The 15,971-nt window shown below is 62.1% G+C and carries 15 protein-coding genes; 14 read left to right on the top strand and 1 reads right to left on the bottom strand.

Going from position 1 to position 15,971, the window contains the following annotated elements:
- Positions 1-10 precede the first annotated feature (10 nt).
- Entirely contained in the window at positions 11-847 is an 837-nt protein-coding gene (locus V6K60_RS12570; protein WP_332450867.1) for an RAD55 family ATPase, read from the bottom strand.
- A gap of 200 nt (positions 848-1,047) precedes the next feature.
- Between V6K60_RS12570 and V6K60_RS12565 the strand changes: the two genes are divergently transcribed.
- From V6K60_RS12565 to V6K60_RS12500, 14 genes are all read left to right on the top strand, one after another.
- Positions 1,048-2,736, top strand: a complete 1,689-nt coding sequence (locus tag V6K60_RS12565; protein WP_332450866.1) for a type II/IV secretion system ATPase subunit — start codon at positions 1,048-1,050, stop codon at positions 2,734-2,736.
- Positions 2,736-4,679: a type II secretion system F family protein gene (locus tag V6K60_RS12560; RefSeq protein ID WP_332450865.1), complete on the top strand. Its 1,944-nt coding sequence runs from the start codon at positions 2,736-2,738 to the stop codon at positions 4,677-4,679. Before V6K60_RS12565 ends, V6K60_RS12560 begins: the two co-directional genes overlap by 1 nt.
- A 129-nt stretch (positions 4,680-4,808) precedes the next feature.
- Positions 4,809-4,964 carry a hypothetical protein gene (locus V6K60_RS12555; protein ID WP_332450864.1) on the top strand — a complete coding sequence of 52 codons (156 nt, stop codon included), beginning with the start codon at positions 4,809-4,811 and terminating at the stop codon, positions 4,962-4,964.
- Complete coding sequence (locus V6K60_RS12550; RefSeq protein ID WP_332450863.1) at positions 4,948-5,484, top strand: alpha/beta hydrolase; 537 nt, start codon at positions 4,948-4,950, stop codon at positions 5,482-5,484. Before V6K60_RS12555 ends, V6K60_RS12550 begins: the two co-directional genes overlap by 17 nt.
- A gap of 51 nt (positions 5,485-5,535) precedes the next feature.
- Positions 5,536-5,865: a V-type ATPase subunit subunit G family protein gene (locus V6K60_RS12545; protein WP_332450862.1), complete on the top strand. Its 330-nt coding sequence runs from the start codon at positions 5,536-5,538 to the stop codon at positions 5,863-5,865.
- A complete protein-coding gene (locus V6K60_RS12540; protein ID WP_332450861.1) occupies positions 5,852-7,816 on the top strand; it encodes a V-type ATP synthase subunit I in 1,965 nt (654 codons plus the stop codon). The genes V6K60_RS12545 and V6K60_RS12540 overlap by 14 nt, the downstream gene beginning before the upstream one ends.
- 4 nt (positions 7,817-7,820) lie before the next feature.
- A complete protein-coding gene (locus V6K60_RS12535) occupies positions 7,821-8,069 on the top strand; it encodes an ATPase (protein WP_332450860.1) in 249 nt (82 codons plus the stop codon).
- An 11-nt stretch (positions 8,070-8,080) separates the two neighbouring features.
- Complete coding sequence (locus V6K60_RS12530) at positions 8,081-8,659, top strand: V-type ATP synthase subunit E family protein (RefSeq protein ID WP_332450859.1); 579 nt, start codon at positions 8,081-8,083, stop codon at positions 8,657-8,659.
- Between the two features lie 12 nt (positions 8,660-8,671).
- Positions 8,672-9,727, top strand: coding sequence for a V-type ATP synthase subunit C (locus tag V6K60_RS12525; RefSeq protein ID WP_332450858.1), 1,056 nt, complete (start codon positions 8,672-8,674; stop codon positions 9,725-9,727).
- Position 9,728: 1 nt separating this feature from the next.
- Positions 9,729-10,031, top strand: coding sequence for a V-type ATP synthase subunit F (locus V6K60_RS12520; protein WP_332450857.1), 303 nt, complete (start codon positions 9,729-9,731; stop codon positions 10,029-10,031).
- A complete protein-coding gene (locus tag V6K60_RS12515; RefSeq protein WP_332450856.1) occupies positions 10,031-11,785 on the top strand; it encodes an ATP synthase subunit A in 1,755 nt (584 codons plus the stop codon). Before V6K60_RS12520 ends, V6K60_RS12515 begins: the two co-directional genes overlap by 1 nt.
- Before the next feature lie 2 nt (positions 11,786-11,787).
- Positions 11,788-13,173 carry an ATP synthase subunit B gene (locus V6K60_RS12510; protein ID WP_332450855.1) on the top strand — a complete coding sequence of 462 codons (1,386 nt, stop codon included), beginning with the start codon at positions 11,788-11,790 and terminating at the stop codon, positions 13,171-13,173.
- A gap of 6 nt (positions 13,174-13,179) precedes the next feature.
- Positions 13,180-13,806: a V-type ATP synthase subunit D gene (locus V6K60_RS12505; RefSeq protein ID WP_332450854.1), complete on the top strand. Its 627-nt coding sequence runs from the start codon at positions 13,180-13,182 to the stop codon at positions 13,804-13,806.
- A 21-nt stretch (positions 13,807-13,827) separates the two neighbouring features.
- Positions 13,828-15,042 carry a phosphoglycerate kinase gene (locus tag V6K60_RS12500; RefSeq protein ID WP_442919576.1) on the top strand — a complete coding sequence of 405 codons (1,215 nt, stop codon included), beginning with the start codon at positions 13,828-13,830 and terminating at the stop codon, positions 15,040-15,042.
- The last annotated feature ends 929 nt before the right edge of the window (positions 15,043-15,971 follow it).

Raw genomic sequence — 15,971 nt, 5'->3', positions numbered from 1 at the left:
CGTCCTGCCGTTATACCACCACCCGTATGTTACGCACCTCAAACCCCCCCGTTGCCGATACCATGACCGCGAACCGGACCAGGTCCCGGTCCTCGAGGCGGGGCATCACGCCCCGGAACTTCCCGAAGTACATGACCCGTTGCCGCCGTTGCGCGCCGGCCTCCTCCCAGTGGAAGTGGATCACGGCATCGATGCAGTCGGCGATCTCGAGCTCCTGCGACCGGTCCAGGATCCCGGAGGTGAGCGGGAGATAGACTGTGGTGTTCCAGCGTTTCGCCGCCCGCTGCAGGCCGCGCAGGAAGGCGATGAACGCATGCCGCCGGGCTCCCTCCATCTGTGACGGGGCGATATCGGTCAGCGAGTCCAGGACGATCAGGCTGTTCTTCGGGCACCCATCAAGCACCCGGGCAACCTCTGCCAGGACATTCGTGTTCTCCCTGCGTTGCTTCTTCTGCAGGCGTTCAATGACGCTCCCTTCCCCATACCAGCCCGGCGGAACGATGCTGGCATCAAAGTAGAGCTCTGAGAGGTCGTGAAAGACAATCTCCCCCTCAAGTTGCTCGTAGAGGCCCGGGTTGAACGAGAGGGCGATCTCCTTCAGGATGTCCTCCTGCATCCGGGTGAACGTCACGTAGGAGATACTCTCGGGGAGCAGGAGGTCTTTTCCGGCCGCTTTGCTCTCTTTCTGGATGCAGAGGTTCATCAGCGAGGTCTGTATAAACTCAACGCTGCCGGCACCGTGCTCCCCGAGGAGCAGCACCACCGATCCCGGCGGGACGCCCCCGTCCAGCACTGGATCGAGCGAGGTGATCCCCGTCGGCATCCGTAGTTGGAGGCGGTCTTGCATGGCTACTACCTACTATATGGGAGTCCCGATTAAAACATTCTGATCCTGTGCGGGTTCTCTGGATGTTGCGATGGTAGAAGGCTGATCTGTGCGAAAAAGCAGGTTTATATGGATGCCGCTCCAGATCACACGTATGGTCTCAGCCCGGCCATCCACCGGGAAGGCGGCCGGGCTGAGAGCGAGCGAGGTCACGGGAGCATATGCAGGGAGCGGCCAGCGATCCGAAGGGTGAGAGAGGTGGCACACCGTTCAACAACGAGACTGCGGTGACGGCAGGAAGAGACCTCCCGGCGGCCCGGTTCAGTCCGGCTCGTCTCCTGGACTATCTCCTTGGCTCCCGGAAGGATAACGGGACCCCGGGCAGGTACGACCCCGCAACGCACGGCCCCCTCGTGGATGCGGTAGTCCCGGCGGGCTACCAGGAGATCAGCCGCTACTGGATCACCGAGGGCCTTGCTCTTGCCGTGGTAGCCCGGAACACCCGGACGAACCAGGCCGAATACCTCCTCTTCGAGCCCGTGCTCTCGGATTTCGAGTACGAACTCCTGGAACGGCTCTTCGACGACCTCCGCGACGTCCTGATCCTGGACGACCACGACCTGGCCTCCGACCGCCGGGTGGTCCTCGCCGGGAAGATGGAGGGCCTCCTCGTGGAGTACGGCCTCACCCTCGCCGATGCCTCGGTCTTCCGGCTCCGCTACTACCTCGAGCGCAACTTCCTCGGGTGGTCGCGGATCGACCCGTTGATGAAAGACAGCCGGATCGAGGATATATCCTGTGACGGGACGGGGATCCCGCTCTTCCTCTATCACCGGCAGCACCAGAACATCAAGACGAACATCCGCTTCGACGAGCCGGCCCTGAACTCGCTCGCGATCACCCTCGCCCAGCGTTCAGGCAAACACGTCTCCATAGGCAGCCCTATCGTGGACGCGACCCTCCCCGACGGCTCGCGGCTGCAGCTCACCTTCGGCACCGAGGTCACCACCCGCGGCACCTCGTTCACGATCCGGAAGTTCCGGGAGACGCCGTTCACGCCGGTGGAACTGATCGAGACGAACACCTTCGACGTCGACGAACTCGTCTACTTCTGGATGGCGATCGAGAACAACAAGAGCCTGCTCTTCATCGGCGGCACCGCGTCGGGAAAGACCACGTCGCTCAACGCCGTCGCTCTCTTCATCCCGCCGCTCGCAAAGATCGTCTCAATCGAGGACACCCGGGAGATCACGCTCTACCACGAGAACTGGATCGCGAGCGTCACGCGCGAGACGTCGTCTGAGGGGTCCACCAACACCATCGGGATGTTTGAACTCCTCAAGGCCGCGATGCGACAGCGTCCCGAGTTCATCCTGGTCGGCGAGGTCAGAGGAAGCGAGGCCCAGACCCTCTTCCAGGCGATGAACACCGGGCATACGACGTTCTCCACCATGCACGCCGGCGGCGTCGACGCTGCGATCCACCGCCTGGGGAGCGAGCCGCTCAACGTGCCGAGGAACATGCTCCAGGCGCTCGACGTCATATCCGTCCAGGCGCTCACCCACCGGGGGCGCGACCGCGTGAGAAGGTGCCGGGAGATCGTCGAGCTCGCTGGGATCGACCCGCTCACCGGCAACCTCCAGGTGAACACGGTCTTCGAGTACAACCCCATACCCGACACATTCTCCTACTCCGGGCGGTCCCGGATCTACGCCGAGATCATGGAGTACCGCGGCTGGTCCCGGACCCGGTTCAATGAGGAACTGCAGACCCGGAGGAAGATCCTGCTCGCCATGCAAGACCAGGGCATCAGAGATTATCGGGCGGTTGCCCGGATCATCCAGGCCTTCGCGATCGAGCCTGACCGGGTGCTCGCCTCCCTCGACGACCTTGGTGAGTTGATCCGCTGATGTTGCCCGCGCAGGCACAGTTCCGCCGACTCGTCCGCTGGTGGGTGGGACGCGACCCCCTGCGCTACCGGGGTCTCCACGAGGACCTTGTAGCGGCAAACAGCGGGGTGACGCTCGACCGCTACCTCCTCCGGGCGTTCCTCGCCTCCGGTATCTTCGGCATCTTCTGGGCCGTTCTGGGATTCGCGGTGATGCGCCTTGCCGTTCTCCCGGCAGTGCATGTCAGGGTCTACAACGTCTTTGCCCTCCGGTTGCCGGGGCTCGTCCTGACGGATGCCGCGATCGCCCTCCTCCAGGTCATCGTGAGCGTGTTCATCTTCTTCCTTGCCGCATACGCCGCCTACCTCCTCTTCCTGCGATACCCGTCCATCCAGAAACAGAACCGGGCGACCCGGATCAACCTGCTCCTCCATAACGCCGTCTCCTACATGTACGCCATGCGCCGGGGCGGGGCGGAGATGATGGCGATCTTCCGGGCGCTCAGTGCGAGTGCGGCGGTCTACGGTGAAGCGGCCCATGAGTTCCGCCGTGTCGTCCGGGACACCGACTACTTCGGCTACGACCAGATCACGGCGCTCCGGCACCTGCAGGAGACGACCCCCTCGGAGAAGCTGCAGGAGTTCATCCAGGATCTCGTCTCCGTCATCGAGAGCGGGGGAGACATACTCGGGTTCCTTGATGCCCGGGTGCGGCTCTACCAGGAGGACGCCCGGTTCGAGCAGAAGACCTTCCTCTCCACGCTCCAGCTGGCGGCCGAGGCCTACGTGACGCTCTTTGTCGCGGGCCCGCTCTTCATCATCATCGTCATGGTCGTCATGGGTCTCATGAGCGGCGCACCGATCCTCGAACTCTCGATCGTCATCTATATCCTCATCCCGCTCGGATCGCTCTTCTTCATCCTCGCCATCGACGCGATCTCGATCAAGACCGAGACCGTCGAGCGGTATACCGAGGAACGCTGGCTCCGCGAGTTCACCGACGTCCGGGTCGAGGAGCGTCCCGGCGACGAGGAGTCCTCCCGGCAACTGGAGCGGTACGACCGCGCCCGGAAGTTCCGGGACTTCATCCGCCACCCCCTCCAGGCGTTCCTCGTCGAACCGAACCGGACGTTCTACGTGACGGTGCCGGTCGCGCTCGGATACGTCCTCCTCACCGTCCTCGCGACCCCGGCCTACGCCGATCCCGAGATCCTCGTCGACGTCTTAGACGACCACATCATCGTGGCGCTTCTCGTCGTCCTTCTTCCGTTCGGTATCGTTCATCAGGTCTGGCGGACGAAGGTGATGCGGCTTGAGGCGGCCATCCCCGAGTTCCTCAACCGCCTCTCCGGGATAAACCAGGTGGGCCTGACCCTTGCGCAGGCGATCACGATCCTGGTCAGGGCGGACCTCGGGGTGCTGACCTACGAGATCCGGAAGGTCAAGCGCGACATCGACTGGGGCGCCAGCGTCCAGGACGCGCTCGTCCGGTTCGAGGAGCGGATACGCACCCCCACCATCGCCCGGGCGGTGACCCTGATCACGACGGCGAGCCGGATGACCGGCAACATCAGCGAGGTGCTGAACATCGCAGCCCGTGATGCCACGATCTCGGAGAACCTCAAGCGCGAGAGAGAGACCGAGATGTTCATCTACACCGCCATCATCTACCTGGTCTTCGTCGTCTTCGTCTTTGTCGTGGCCGTCATCCAGATCCAGTTCCTCTCGGCGCTCGCCGACGTCAACGCCCTATCGGCCGCGGGCGGCGCGGCTGCCGGCGCAGTGCCCATCGGGAACACCCCCATCATCACCTTTGAACGCCTCCTCTATCACGGGTGCCTCGTCCAGGCACTCTTCTCGGGCCTGATCGCCGGGCAGATGGGAGAGGCGTCGATCCGGGCGGGCGTCAAACACGCGGCCGTGATGCTCATCATCGCGCTCGTGGTCTTCACCGTCGTCATCTAGGGCGGTGATCTCCGGCACCCGGACGTTCTGCTGCTTTGTCGGGCAGATGGGGGAAGCATCCGTCCGCCCCGGGGGGGCCGCGATAGGTTTTATACTCTTCGACCCCCATCTCTCCCGTGGTGATGCCAGATGTGTACAGTCGGCGGACCTGTTGATATCGAGTTTGATGGCGAGCGGGTGAAGGGCACGAGCTACCGGTGCAAAGAGTGCGGCGAGAAGTTCAAGGGCGTCGGAAAGCGGCCCATGTGCCCGAGCTGCCAGTCGGAAGATGTCGAAGAAGCCTGAAGGCAGCGCTTCCGGGAGACTCCCCGCCGGGCTGGGCGGGATGACCGTGCCTCTCGGCGGGGGCCTCCTGCTCATCCAGGGAGAACGCTCTCTTCTGCTTGTGGGGAAAGCCGGCTCCCGGTTTACCCTCTGCATAGAGACCCCTGACGACGAGTACTGCCAGGGAGTCGGCCCCGACGACCTGGTTGCTGTCTCCATGCCGGAAGGCGGCCCGCTTGAGCAGGCACGCATGATGCTTGAGCTGGTCAGGCGCTACCGTATCCCCCTCGTCGTCCTCCCGAAGGATCACCCCGGGTCGAAGCGGTTATCGATGGTCGTCTCGGTCGCCCCGGAGATCGTTCTGTCCTGTGATATCCGCCGGGGGACCCACCCCGAGCAGCACCTGCTCTGCTCGTCGACGGAGCTCTCCGGGCTCTCGCTTGCCGGGATTCCCGGGGGGATCTCGATCGAACACCTGCCGTCCGGGGTGGCGGTGACCCATCTGGAAACGGAAAATTCCCCCGCGGACAAACAACAATAAATATATGCTTATTTTCATCAAATATTCATGAGCCGTGAGAAGGAGGGTTTGATGAAGACCGATGTCCTGAAAAGCATCAGGGAAACTGAAGAAGAGTATCAGGTAATGATCCGTGATGCGCAGGCCGAGAGGAAGAAAAGCCTCTCCGATGCCGAACTGGAGGCTGACAACCTGGTTCTGAAGGCACAGAACGATGCCGCGGAGTACAGGAATCAACGCCTCGCGGAGGCACGGGCCCAGGCGCAGAGCAGGTATGCAGAGATTGTTAAGGAGGGTGAAGCGCGCGCAGAGCGGCTGAAAGCAACGGGGGACAAAAACCTCGCGAAAGCTGTAGACTTGATAGTTGCACGATTTAAGGAGCAACTGCATGTTACGGCCTGAACGGATGCGCCGGCTGCTCATCGCGGCCCCGCAGGGTGAGATCGAGACCATCGTAAGCGAGCTCTACCGTCACAACGTCTATCACATCGAAGACTTCGTGCCGGAGAGCGAGTCTCCCGAAGGGCTCTCGATCGGCCACCCGCTTCCCGGGGCGAGCGATGCGGCTTCGGCGCTCATCAAGGTCAGAGCGATCGAGAGTGCGGCCGGGATAGACCCGGAGAACGTAGAGACCGGAGCAAAGATCCCTGCATCGAAGGTCAGGGCGATGATGCGAACGGACCTTCCGGCTATCCAGAAGGAGGCCGAGGATCTCATCGCTTCGCGCTCGAGACTGGAGACGCAGCAGAAGGAGCACGAACAGCGCGCGAAAGAGCTCGAACCGTTCACGGTGGTTCCTCTGGATCTGGAACTCTACCGCGGGTACACGCGGTTTACCGTGTTCACCGGGCATATCGCGCACGACGTCGATATCGACGCCCCTCACGAGAAGTACTTCTCCGACAAGACGGCCGGCAACATGATCGTCGTCGTGGTCTCGATTGAAGACCGCGAACCGGTCGAGCGGACTCTTCTCGACGCCGGGTTCCAGGCGGTCCCCGTTCCCGAAGGGACAGGATCTCCGGCTGAGCTCCGGAGCGCCCACCTGGCAGAGGCCGGACGGAGCGGCACCGAGATCACTGCGGTCAACACCAGGATCGCGGAGTTCCGGGAGAGGCACACCGATTTCCTGGTAGCATGCGATGAACTACTCACGGCTGACGTAGAACGGGCGGAAGCCCCGTTGCGGTTTGCTACCACGGAGGAGACCTTCATCACCGAAGGATGGGTGCCTGGAGACCGGGCGGACCGGATCCGGGAGGCGCTCGAGAGAGCGACCAACGGCAGGATCTATATCGAGGAACTGGAGATCGACGACGATACCGTAGTCCCGGTAGAGTACGAGAACCCGACGTTTGCCAAACCGACGCAGGTGCTCATGGACATCTATGCGCGTCCGCGGTACTCCGAGATCGACCCGACACTGATGGTGGCCATCGTGTTCCCGATCTTCTTCGGGATGATCCTCGGCGACGTAGGCTACGGCGCCGTTCTGCTTGCCCTGAGTCTCGGGCTGCGGAAGTTCCTGAAAGGCGACGCGGGGAGAATGCTCCTTAAAGTGCTCGGTATCGCAAGCATATCGAGTATCATCTTCGGGATTCTCTACAGTGAGTTCCTTGGCTTCTCGCTCCCATGGCCGGCGCTGATCTTCTCCCGGCACCTCAACATCGGAGGAGCCGCGGGCGGTCACGGCCCGCAGGTCGTCGAACTGATGATCGTCGCGATCTGGATCGGGATTCTGCATATCACGTTCGGGCGCATTCTCGGTATCATCAACGCGCGGAAACTCTACCACGGGAAGCACGCGACACAGGCGATGATCGCCCATGCCGGATGGCTTGGGGTCATGTGGGGCCTCCTGCTCCTGATCTGGTCGTTCTTCCCCATACCGATGATGCCCGACCTGACGGGTCTTCCTGTTGTAGTCATGGGACTCAACGTCTCCGCTGTAGCGGGGGTTGTCCTTTTGCTCGCAGGAATCGTCGGGATCGGTCAGGAGAACGCGCTTGAGCTCGTCGAAGTTCCGACAATCATCAGTCACGTGCTGTCGTACGCCCGTCTGGTAGCGGTGGGCCTATCCTCCGTCGCAATCGCGATGGTGATCAACTACATCTCGATCGGGATGCTGATAGAGCCCCAACTTGCAGCGATCACCCCGCTCGGTGTGATCATTATCATCTTCGGCATTCTCGTCTTCCTGATGGGGCATGTGCTGAACACGGCACTTGGCCTTCTCGGTGGCGGTCTGCACTCGATTCGTCTTCACTACGTTGAGTTCTTCACCAAGTTCTACAAGGGTGGAGGCAAAAAATACAATCCGTTTGGTATGAAACCTAAATTCATGGAGGAATAAGGAAATGGTAGATGTTGGCATGACTCTTGAAATGGTACAGGCATCGCAGATGGGAATGAAAGCACTCGGCGCAGGCCTCGCGGTCGGCCTCACCGGCCTCGGCACAGGTATCGCAGAGCTGGGAATCGGTGCGGCCGCAGTCGGAGCGACTGCGGAGAACCGTGATGTGTTTGGTCTGGCACTGCTCCTGACGGTTATTCCCGAAACCATCGTTATCTTCGGTCTTGTGGTTGCACTGCTGCTTCTGTTCTGATGGAGTGAACCATGGGACTCGAAGCAGTCGTCAACGAGATCCGGGAGAAAGGGCGAAGAGAGGCCGAGGCGGTCCGGGTAGAGACCCGGGCCGAAGTCGACGCGATCCTCCGGGACGCACAGGAGCGTGCCGCCGGGATCAAGATCTCGGCACAGGAGGAAGCGGACCGGGCAGCCACCCACACCATCAACCAGGAGGCCTCGGCCGCGAATCTCGTCGTCAAGCGACAGGTCTTGAACGCCCAGAAGACGCTCCTCGATCAGGTCTATTCGGCCTCACTCGCTGCTGTCGGTGATCTGCCTGCTGAGTTCCACGAGAAGGCGCTCACAGAGCTGTTGAAGAGAGCGGCAAAGGAGATCAAGCAGGGTGTTGTCCACACGAACGAGCGGGATACCCCGGTCGTCGAAGGGATCATCTCCCGGTCAAAGACCCTCTCAGGCTACACCGTCGGTGCGCCGGTGGATATCCCCGGCGGCATCATCGTCGAGAGCACCAGCGGCGATCTGCAGATAGACCACAGTTACCGCACGTTCCTGGACGAGGTCTGGGAGTCCGGCCTGAAGGACGCGTCAGAGATTCTGTTCACATGAGGAGGTTCATACATGGCAGGAGTAAGTAGCGGATCGGCCCAGTACATCTACGCCTGCACTCGTATGCGGGTGCGTAGATCACTGCTGATTCCGCGCGAGGATTATCTCCGCATGCTGAATATGAGCCTGCCTGAGATCACCCGGTTCATCGGCGAGACCAATTACCGGTCCGAGATCGATGAACTCGCCAACTCCTTTTCCGGGATTGACCTCGTCGAGGAGGCCCTGAGCTGGAACCTCGCCAAGGAGTACCAGCACATCCTGGAACTTGTGCCCGGGGAACTGAAGTACTTCACCGCCAGTTACCTGCGCCGCTGGGACATCCAGAACGTCGTCACCATCCTGCGCGGTAAGATGCAGGGGTTACAGCCGGGGAAGATCAAGGAGGTCCTGGTTCCGGCAGGCAGGCTGGACAAGGTCGCTCTCGACCGTCTTCTCACCGAAGAGTCACCGGAACGGGTTGTCGAGGCGCTCAAGGGCGAGCGGTTCCACCCGATCATCGAGCGGGAACTTCCCCGCGCAATGGAGACCGGGTCGTTTGCCCACCTGGAGAACGAACTCTACCGGGGCTACTACGCACGGCTCATCACCGACGCCACGGAAGGCATCAAGGGCGGGGACATCTTCCTGAAGTACATCAGGCTCGAGATTGATGTCCGGAACATCCAGAACCTCTTCCGCCTCCGGGCCGGGCACGTCCGTGAGGACGTCAGGGAACTGATGATCAGTGGCGGCTCGTTCTCGGTGGAGGAACTGCAGCGGCTCTCGGGGATCGAGGACCGGGACGAGTTCATCGACGCCTTGAAGAGACAGGTGAAGATGGTCCCGCTCCTGAATGCGCTTGAGGCGATCCGGTCCACGAGCGCCCTCCACGAGATCGAGGTTGCGCTGACCCGGGTCCAGCTGGACCAGATGGAGCGGATGTCAAAACGGTATCCGTTCTCGATCCTGCCGGTCATCGTCTACCTGGAGGAGAAGAAGTACGAGGTCGCGAACCTTCGCGCCCTCGCCCGGGGCAAGGAGGCAGGCCTCCCCGGTGAGCGATTACAGGGCTACCTGGTGATCTAACATGGAGATCGCAATAGTCGGTACCAGTGAATTCATCCTCGGGTTTCGGCTCGCGGGCGTCAGGAAGACCTACGCGGCCGAGACCGACGAGCGGCTGGTCGAGCACATCAACCAGGTGCTCCAGGACAGGGACGTCGGTATCCTCGTGCTGAAAGGCAGCGACATGGACCGGCTCCCCCTGCGGCTCCGCACCACCCTCGAGAACTCCGTCAAACCGACGGTGATCGCGATCGGTGGGGATGAGGGCGGCCTGTCGATGAGAGAGAGAATCAAGAGATCGGTGGGTGTTGATCTGTGGAAGTAATGGAGAAAAAAGGAAAGAATGGGGCCTCTGGGGTCCTGAAACGGATTTCAGGGCCGGTCGTCACTGCTGTCGGTCTCGACGCACACATGTACGACGTGGTAAAGGTCGGCGATGAGGAACTGATGGGGGAGGTCATCAAGATCGAGGGTGAGAACACCATCATCCAGGTCTACGAAGACACCCCCGGCGTCAGGCCCGGCGAGCCGGTCAGCAACACCGGCCTCTCGCTTGCAGTCGAGCTCGGGCCCGGTCTGCTGACCAGTATCTACGACGGGATCCAGCGGCCGCTCGAGGTGCTCGTGAACAAGATGGGCAACTTTATCGAGCGCGGCGTCTCGGCTCCCGGCCTCTCCCACGAGAAGAAGTGGGAGTTTGTGCCCACGGTGAAGGCGGGCGACGTTGTCAAGGCCGGCGATATCCTGGGCACGGTCCAGGAGACGAACATCGTTCATAAGGTCATGGTCCCGCCCCGGTCGAAGGGCGGCAAGATCAAGAAGATCGCGGCCGGCAGTTTCACGGTGGACGAGACCATCTGCACTCTTGAGGACGGCACCGAGATCGTCATGCTCCAGCGCTGGCCGGTCCGTGTGCCCCGTCCCGTGAAGGAGAAGCTGAACCCCGACGTCCCGCTGATCACCGGTCAGCGGATCCTGGACGGCCTCTTCCCCATCGCTAAGGGCGGAACGGCGGCCATCCCCGGCCCGTTCGGGAGCGGCAAGACGGTCACCCAGCAGCAGCTGGCGAAGTGGTCCGATGCCGAGATCGTCGTCTATATCGGGTGCGGTGAGCGCGGCAATGAGATGACTGAGGTTCTGACGGAGTTCCCGGATCTCGAGGACCCGAAGACCGGCAAGCCGCTGATGGAGCGGACGGTGCTGATCGCAAACACCTCGAACATGCCGGTCGCAGCACGTGAAGCGTCCGTCTACACGGGGATCACGATCGCCGAGTACTTCAGGGACATGGGCTACGATGTCTCGCTGATGGCCGACTCCACCTCCCGGTGGGCAGAGGCCATGCGTGAGATCTCGAGCCGTCTTGAGGAGATGCCCGGTGAAGAAGGATATCCCGCATACCTTGCGGCACGTCTCTCGGAGTTCTACGAGCGGGCAGGCCGTGTGATCAACCACAACGGCACAAGCGGCTCGGTCTCGGTCATCGGCGCGGTCTCGCCGCCCGGCGGCGACTTCTCAGAGCCGGTCACCCAGAACACTCTCCGAATCGTCAAGGTCTTCTGGGCACTGGACGCGAAGCTCTCCCAGCGCCGGCACTTCCCGGCCATCAACTGGCTGAACTCCTACTCGCTCTACCTCGACTCACTCAGCGAATGGTACGACAAAGAGGTATCGCCCGAGTGGAACCCGCTCCGGGCGTGGGCGATGGGTGTTCTCCAGAAGGAGGCCGAACTCCAGGAGATCGTCCAGCTGGTCGGTTCCGACGCCCTGCCCGATGAGGAGCAGGTCACCATCGAGGTGGCCAGGATGATCCGTGAGATCTTCCTGCAGCAGAACGCTTACGACGCGGTGGATACGTTCTGCCCGATGTCCAAGCAGTACGACATGATGAACTCGATCAAGCGCTACGCCGATCTCGCGCGCACCGCCCAGATCGGAGGAGCGACCCCGCAACAGATCGTCGGCGTCAAGAGCAAGAACGAACTGGTGCAGATCAAGTTCATCAAGGACTACGAGCCCGTGCTTGAGAAGATTCTCAAAGACATGGAAGCTGAATTCAATGCAATGAGGGCGGCGTGACCATGAAGGAGTACAGGACGATTTCAAAGATTGCCGGCCCTCTGGTCTTCGTTGAGAAGACGGAACCGGTGGGCTACAACGAGCTCGTCAACATCGTGACTGCCGACGGCACGGTCAAGCGCGGCCAGGTGCTGGACACGAGCGACGAGATCGTGGTTGTCCAGGTCTTCGAGAGCACCACGGGTATCGGCCGCGACTCAGGGATCCGCTTCACCGGCGAGACGATCAAGATGCCGGTGGGGAAGGATATGCTCGGTCGTATCCTCTCCGGCGGCGGCAAGCCGATCGACGGCGGCCCGGAGATCGTGCCCGAAAAGCGGCTCGAGACCTCCGGTGCGGCCATCAACCCCTACGCCCGATCGTCTCCCGAGGACTTCATCCAGACGGGTATCTCGACGATCGATGGGACGAACACCCTGGTCCGCGGCCAGAAACTCCCGATCTTCTCGGCATCGGGTCTGCCCCACAACGATGTGGCGCTCCAGATCGCCCGGCAGGCAAAGGTTCCCGGCTCGACCGAAGAGTTCGCCGTGGTCTTTGCAGCGATGGGTATCACCCGGGAAGAGGCCAACTACTTCATGGCGGACTTCGAGAAGACCGGCGCCCTCGAACGGGCGGTCGTCTTCCTGAACCTTGCAGACGACCCGGCCGTCGAGCGTATCATCACGCCGCGTCTCGCGCTGACCACAGCCGAGTACCTGGCGTTCGACCTCGGCTACCACGTGCTGGTCATCCTGACGGATATGACCAACTACTGTGAGGCGCTCCGTCAGATCGGCGCGGCCCGTGAAGAGGTGCCCGGCCGGCGTGGCTATCCGGGTTACATGTACACGGACCTTGCGGGCATCTACGAGCGTGCCGGTATCATCAAGGGCGTCAAGGGCTCGGTGACCCAGATCCCGATCCTGACGATGCCGGGCGACGATATCACCCACCCGATCCCGGACCTGACCGGTTACATCACCGAGGGCCAGATCGTGGTCAACCGTGAGCTGCACCGGAAGGGTATCTACCCGCCGATCAACGTGTTGCCGTCGCTCTCCCGTCTGATGAACCTCGGTATCGGGAAGGGGCACACCCGCGAAGACCACAAGAAGGTCTCGGACCAGCTCTACGCGGCATACGCGGAAGGTAACGACCTCCGGGGCCTGGTCGCCATCGTCGGGAAAGACGCGCTCTCCGAGCGCGACCGGATGTTCCTTGAGTTCGCCGACCTCTTCGAGGACCGGTTCGTGAGGCAGGGCCTCTACGAGGACCGGTCGATCGAGGAGACGCTCGACCTCGGCTGGGACCTCCTTGCGACGCTGCCTGAAGAGCAGCTGGTGCGTATCGACCGCGAACTGATCCAGAAGTATCACCCGAAGTACCGGAAGAAGGCACAGGGGTAAGTGTTCATGGCGCTGCGAGATATCAAGCCGACCCGATCTGAGCTGATCAACGTCAAGCGACGGATCAAGCTCTCGGAGCGCGGCTACAACATCCTCAAGATGAAGCGCGATGGGCTGATCCTGGAGTTCTTCAAGGTGCTGCAGCATGCGAAAGACAGCCGCGGCGCAATGCTCGAGCGATACGATCATGCGATGGAGATGATCGCCCTCGCGGAGACCGTCGAGGGTGCGATCGGGGTGAAAGCTGCCGCCTTCTCGACGGCAGACGTCCCCGAGATCTCCCTCAAGAGCAAGAACATCATGGGCGTCGTCGTCCCGGAGATCCAGTCGTCGTCCGTCCGGAAGGGCGTGCTCGACCGCGGTTACGGGATGCTCGGCACCTCTGCGGTCATCGACGAGACCGCGGAGGCGTTCGAGGACCTGCTCGAGGCGATCATCGAGGCCGCCGAGATCGAGACGACCATGAAGCGGCTCCTCGATGAGATCGAGGGCACCAAGCGCCGGGTGAACGCGCTCGAGTTCAAGGTGATCCCGGAACTCACCGAGGCCAGAGACTTTATCAAGATGCGGCTCGATGAGATGGAACGTGAGGAGCTCTTCCGCCTGAAAAGGATCAAGGCGCGGAGCGTCTGATCAGGGAAGAGGTGATACCTGGTGGAGATCGGTACGCTCGCTGGTGCGGGGAAACTGACGGGAACGGTGATGCTGCGGGTTGATTTCAACTCGCCCATCGATCCCTCGTCGAACCAGATTCTGGACGACAAGCGGTTCCGCGAGCACCTGCCGACGGTGCAGGCGCTTGAGGATGCACGGCTCGTCATCCTCACGCACCAGAGCAGGCCCGGCAAGAAGGATTTCACGACGCTTGAGGCGCACGCGGCGAAGCTGGAGCGGCTGCTCGGCCGCCCGGTGACCTATGTCGAGGACATCTTCGGCCGGTGCGCCCGGGAGGCGATCCGGGGTGCAAAGCGGGGTGATGTCCTGATGCTCGAGAACCTCCGGTTCGCCGCCGAGGAGAACCTGACCCTGAAGCCGGAGGAGGCAAAGAAGACCCTTCTCGTCCGGAGACTCGCCGCGATGGCCGATGTCTACGTCAACGACGCCTTCGGCACGGCGCACCGGTCGCAGCCGTCGATCGTGGGGCTGCCGCTCGCACTCCCGTCGGTTGCCGGCCTCCTGATGGAGAAGGAGGTCGCGAACCTCTCCCGGGTCTTCTCCGGCGCCCCGCGTCCCGTCACCTTTGTGCTCGGGGGAACGAAGGTGGACGACTCTCTTGCGGTCGCAAAGAACGTTCTCGCGCGGGGAACCGCCGACCGCGTGATCGTGGTCGGGGTGGTCGGAAACGTCTTCCTGCTTGCGGCAGGCTACGAGATCGGGCAGCCTTCGGCCCGGCTGATCGACGACCTCGGGTACCGCGGCGAGATCGCGCGGGCAAAAGACCTCATCGGGACCTACGGGGACCGGATCTCTCTGCCGCACTCGGTCGCCGTCCGCGAGGACGGCGGGCGGGTGGAGTACCCGGTGGAGGCCGTCCCGGAGGACGCCCAGGTGCTTGATCTCGGAGAAGAGTCGATCGACCGCCTCTCGGGGGAGATCGCCAGTTCCGGGACGGTCGTGGTGAACGGGCCGGCCGGGCTCTTCGAGGAGGAGCAGTTCGCCGTCGGCACGTTCGATCTCCTGAGAGCGGCCTCCACCGTGCAGTTCTCGGTGGTCGGCGGAGGGCACTCCGGCGCGGCCATCGAGCGGCTCGGTATCGAGGACCGGTTCACGCACATCTCCACCGGCGGGGGTGCGGCGATCGAGTTCTTGACCGGGAAGAAGATGCCCGCCATCGAGGCGCTGGAGATCTCCCGGAAGATATTCGGGTGAAGGATCTCTATCTCTTCCCTTTTGCTTTCTCCGGTCGGCCAGTCGCGTATCGCCACGCACTGCCCCCGCCCCTTTTGGAGGGGTGCGCTGCTCCAGAGAACGACTGTCCGTAGGACAGGAGTTTGAGAAGCCGTCAGGCTTCGAGGCGCGAACATAGTGAGCGTGAGCACCGTCAGGTGCGAGGAGCGGAGCAGGAGCACCGGAGGTGCGAGTGAGGAGGCCGAAGGCCGGGCGGTGTGGGGGCAACAGTTAGAGGCTTACATGGTAGAGACAGGGGAGGAGGCGTGCCCCCTCGAAGACCTTCGGTCTTCTCCTGCTCACTTCGTTCGCACCTCGCACCTATCGGTGCTCAAGCTCGCTGCGCTCGCACTCCCCGTAAGCCCCACCCCGGTGGCGATACCCCCACGGTCCACCGCACGGGGAGATGCCGGAAATGAACGGGGTTCCGGCTCGCTCCCGGGACCACTTTGCATTACGTCCTCCTCAGGAAGGAGGAGGCCGAAGGCCAGGCGGGGTGCGACGGATGAGAAGAATGCCGGGGCAGGTGAGGGGGAGGTCTCGCAAAGTGAGGTTGATCGGGCTCATTCGGGACTGTTCGTGACAGAGGATCCCGATCGCCGGGGGTAAAAATTGAGGTGGGGTCTGGCCTCATGGAATGAGGGTGGGGGGGCCACACCCGAAAGTTATGGCCCGGTGTAATCCTGTGATCGCTTGAACCCTGGTGCAGGGGCGCTGCCCGCCCCTGACCGAACGCTTGTGTGTGGTTGGTGGGTGTGATTGGTGGTTGTCGTGGTGATTGCTGATGGAATTGAATACTGGTAATCGGTGGGTGTGGTCTTTCCCCATTTCAGTGTCTATAACGTCTATTATATATTATTTTCTGATAAATATCACGTTGAATATATCCTTCTGAATACAAAATGGGTTTA

Origin of the sequence: Methanoculleus sp. (assembly GCF_036677455.1) — an archaeon.
In the GTDB taxonomy this organism is placed as follows: Archaea; Halobacteriota; Methanomicrobia; order Methanomicrobiales; family Methanoculleaceae; genus Methanoculleus.
The sequence above is the reverse complement of the archived record's forward strand: the minus strand, read 5'-3'. Positions and strand labels throughout refer to the sequence as shown.

Bases quoted from the DNA above. Each gene is read 5' to 3' on its own strand.
- V6K60_RS12570 (WP_332450867.1), bottom strand. From the start codon at position 847: ATGCAAGACCGCCTCCAACTACGGATGCCGACGGGGATCACCTCGCTC.
- V6K60_RS12565 (WP_332450866.1), top strand. From the start codon at position 1,048: ATGCAGGGAGCGGCCAGCGATCCGAAGGGTGAGAGAGGTGGCACACCG.
- V6K60_RS12560 (WP_332450865.1), top strand. From the start codon at position 2,736: ATGTTGCCCGCGCAGGCACAGTTCCGCCGACTCGTCCGCTGGTGGGTG.
- V6K60_RS12555 (WP_332450864.1), top strand. From the start codon at position 4,809: ATGTGTACAGTCGGCGGACCTGTTGATATCGAGTTTGATGGCGAGCGG.
- V6K60_RS12550 (WP_332450863.1), top strand. From the start codon at position 4,948: ATGTCGAAGAAGCCTGAAGGCAGCGCTTCCGGGAGACTCCCCGCCGGG.
- V6K60_RS12545 (WP_332450862.1), top strand. From the start codon at position 5,536: ATGAAGACCGATGTCCTGAAAAGCATCAGGGAAACTGAAGAAGAGTAT.
- V6K60_RS12540 (WP_332450861.1), top strand. From the start codon at position 5,852: ATGTTACGGCCTGAACGGATGCGCCGGCTGCTCATCGCGGCCCCGCAG.
- V6K60_RS12535 (WP_332450860.1), top strand. From the start codon at position 7,821: ATGGTAGATGTTGGCATGACTCTTGAAATGGTACAGGCATCGCAGATG.
- V6K60_RS12530 (WP_332450859.1), top strand. From the start codon at position 8,081: ATGGGACTCGAAGCAGTCGTCAACGAGATCCGGGAGAAAGGGCGAAGA.
- V6K60_RS12525 (WP_332450858.1), top strand. From the start codon at position 8,672: ATGGCAGGAGTAAGTAGCGGATCGGCCCAGTACATCTACGCCTGCACT.
- V6K60_RS12520 (WP_332450857.1), top strand. From the start codon at position 9,729: ATGGAGATCGCAATAGTCGGTACCAGTGAATTCATCCTCGGGTTTCGG.
- V6K60_RS12515 (WP_332450856.1), top strand. From the start codon at position 10,031: ATGGAGAAAAAAGGAAAGAATGGGGCCTCTGGGGTCCTGAAACGGATT.
- V6K60_RS12510 (WP_332450855.1), top strand. From the start codon at position 11,788: ATGAAGGAGTACAGGACGATTTCAAAGATTGCCGGCCCTCTGGTCTTC.
- V6K60_RS12505 (WP_332450854.1), top strand. From the start codon at position 13,180: ATGGCGCTGCGAGATATCAAGCCGACCCGATCTGAGCTGATCAACGTC.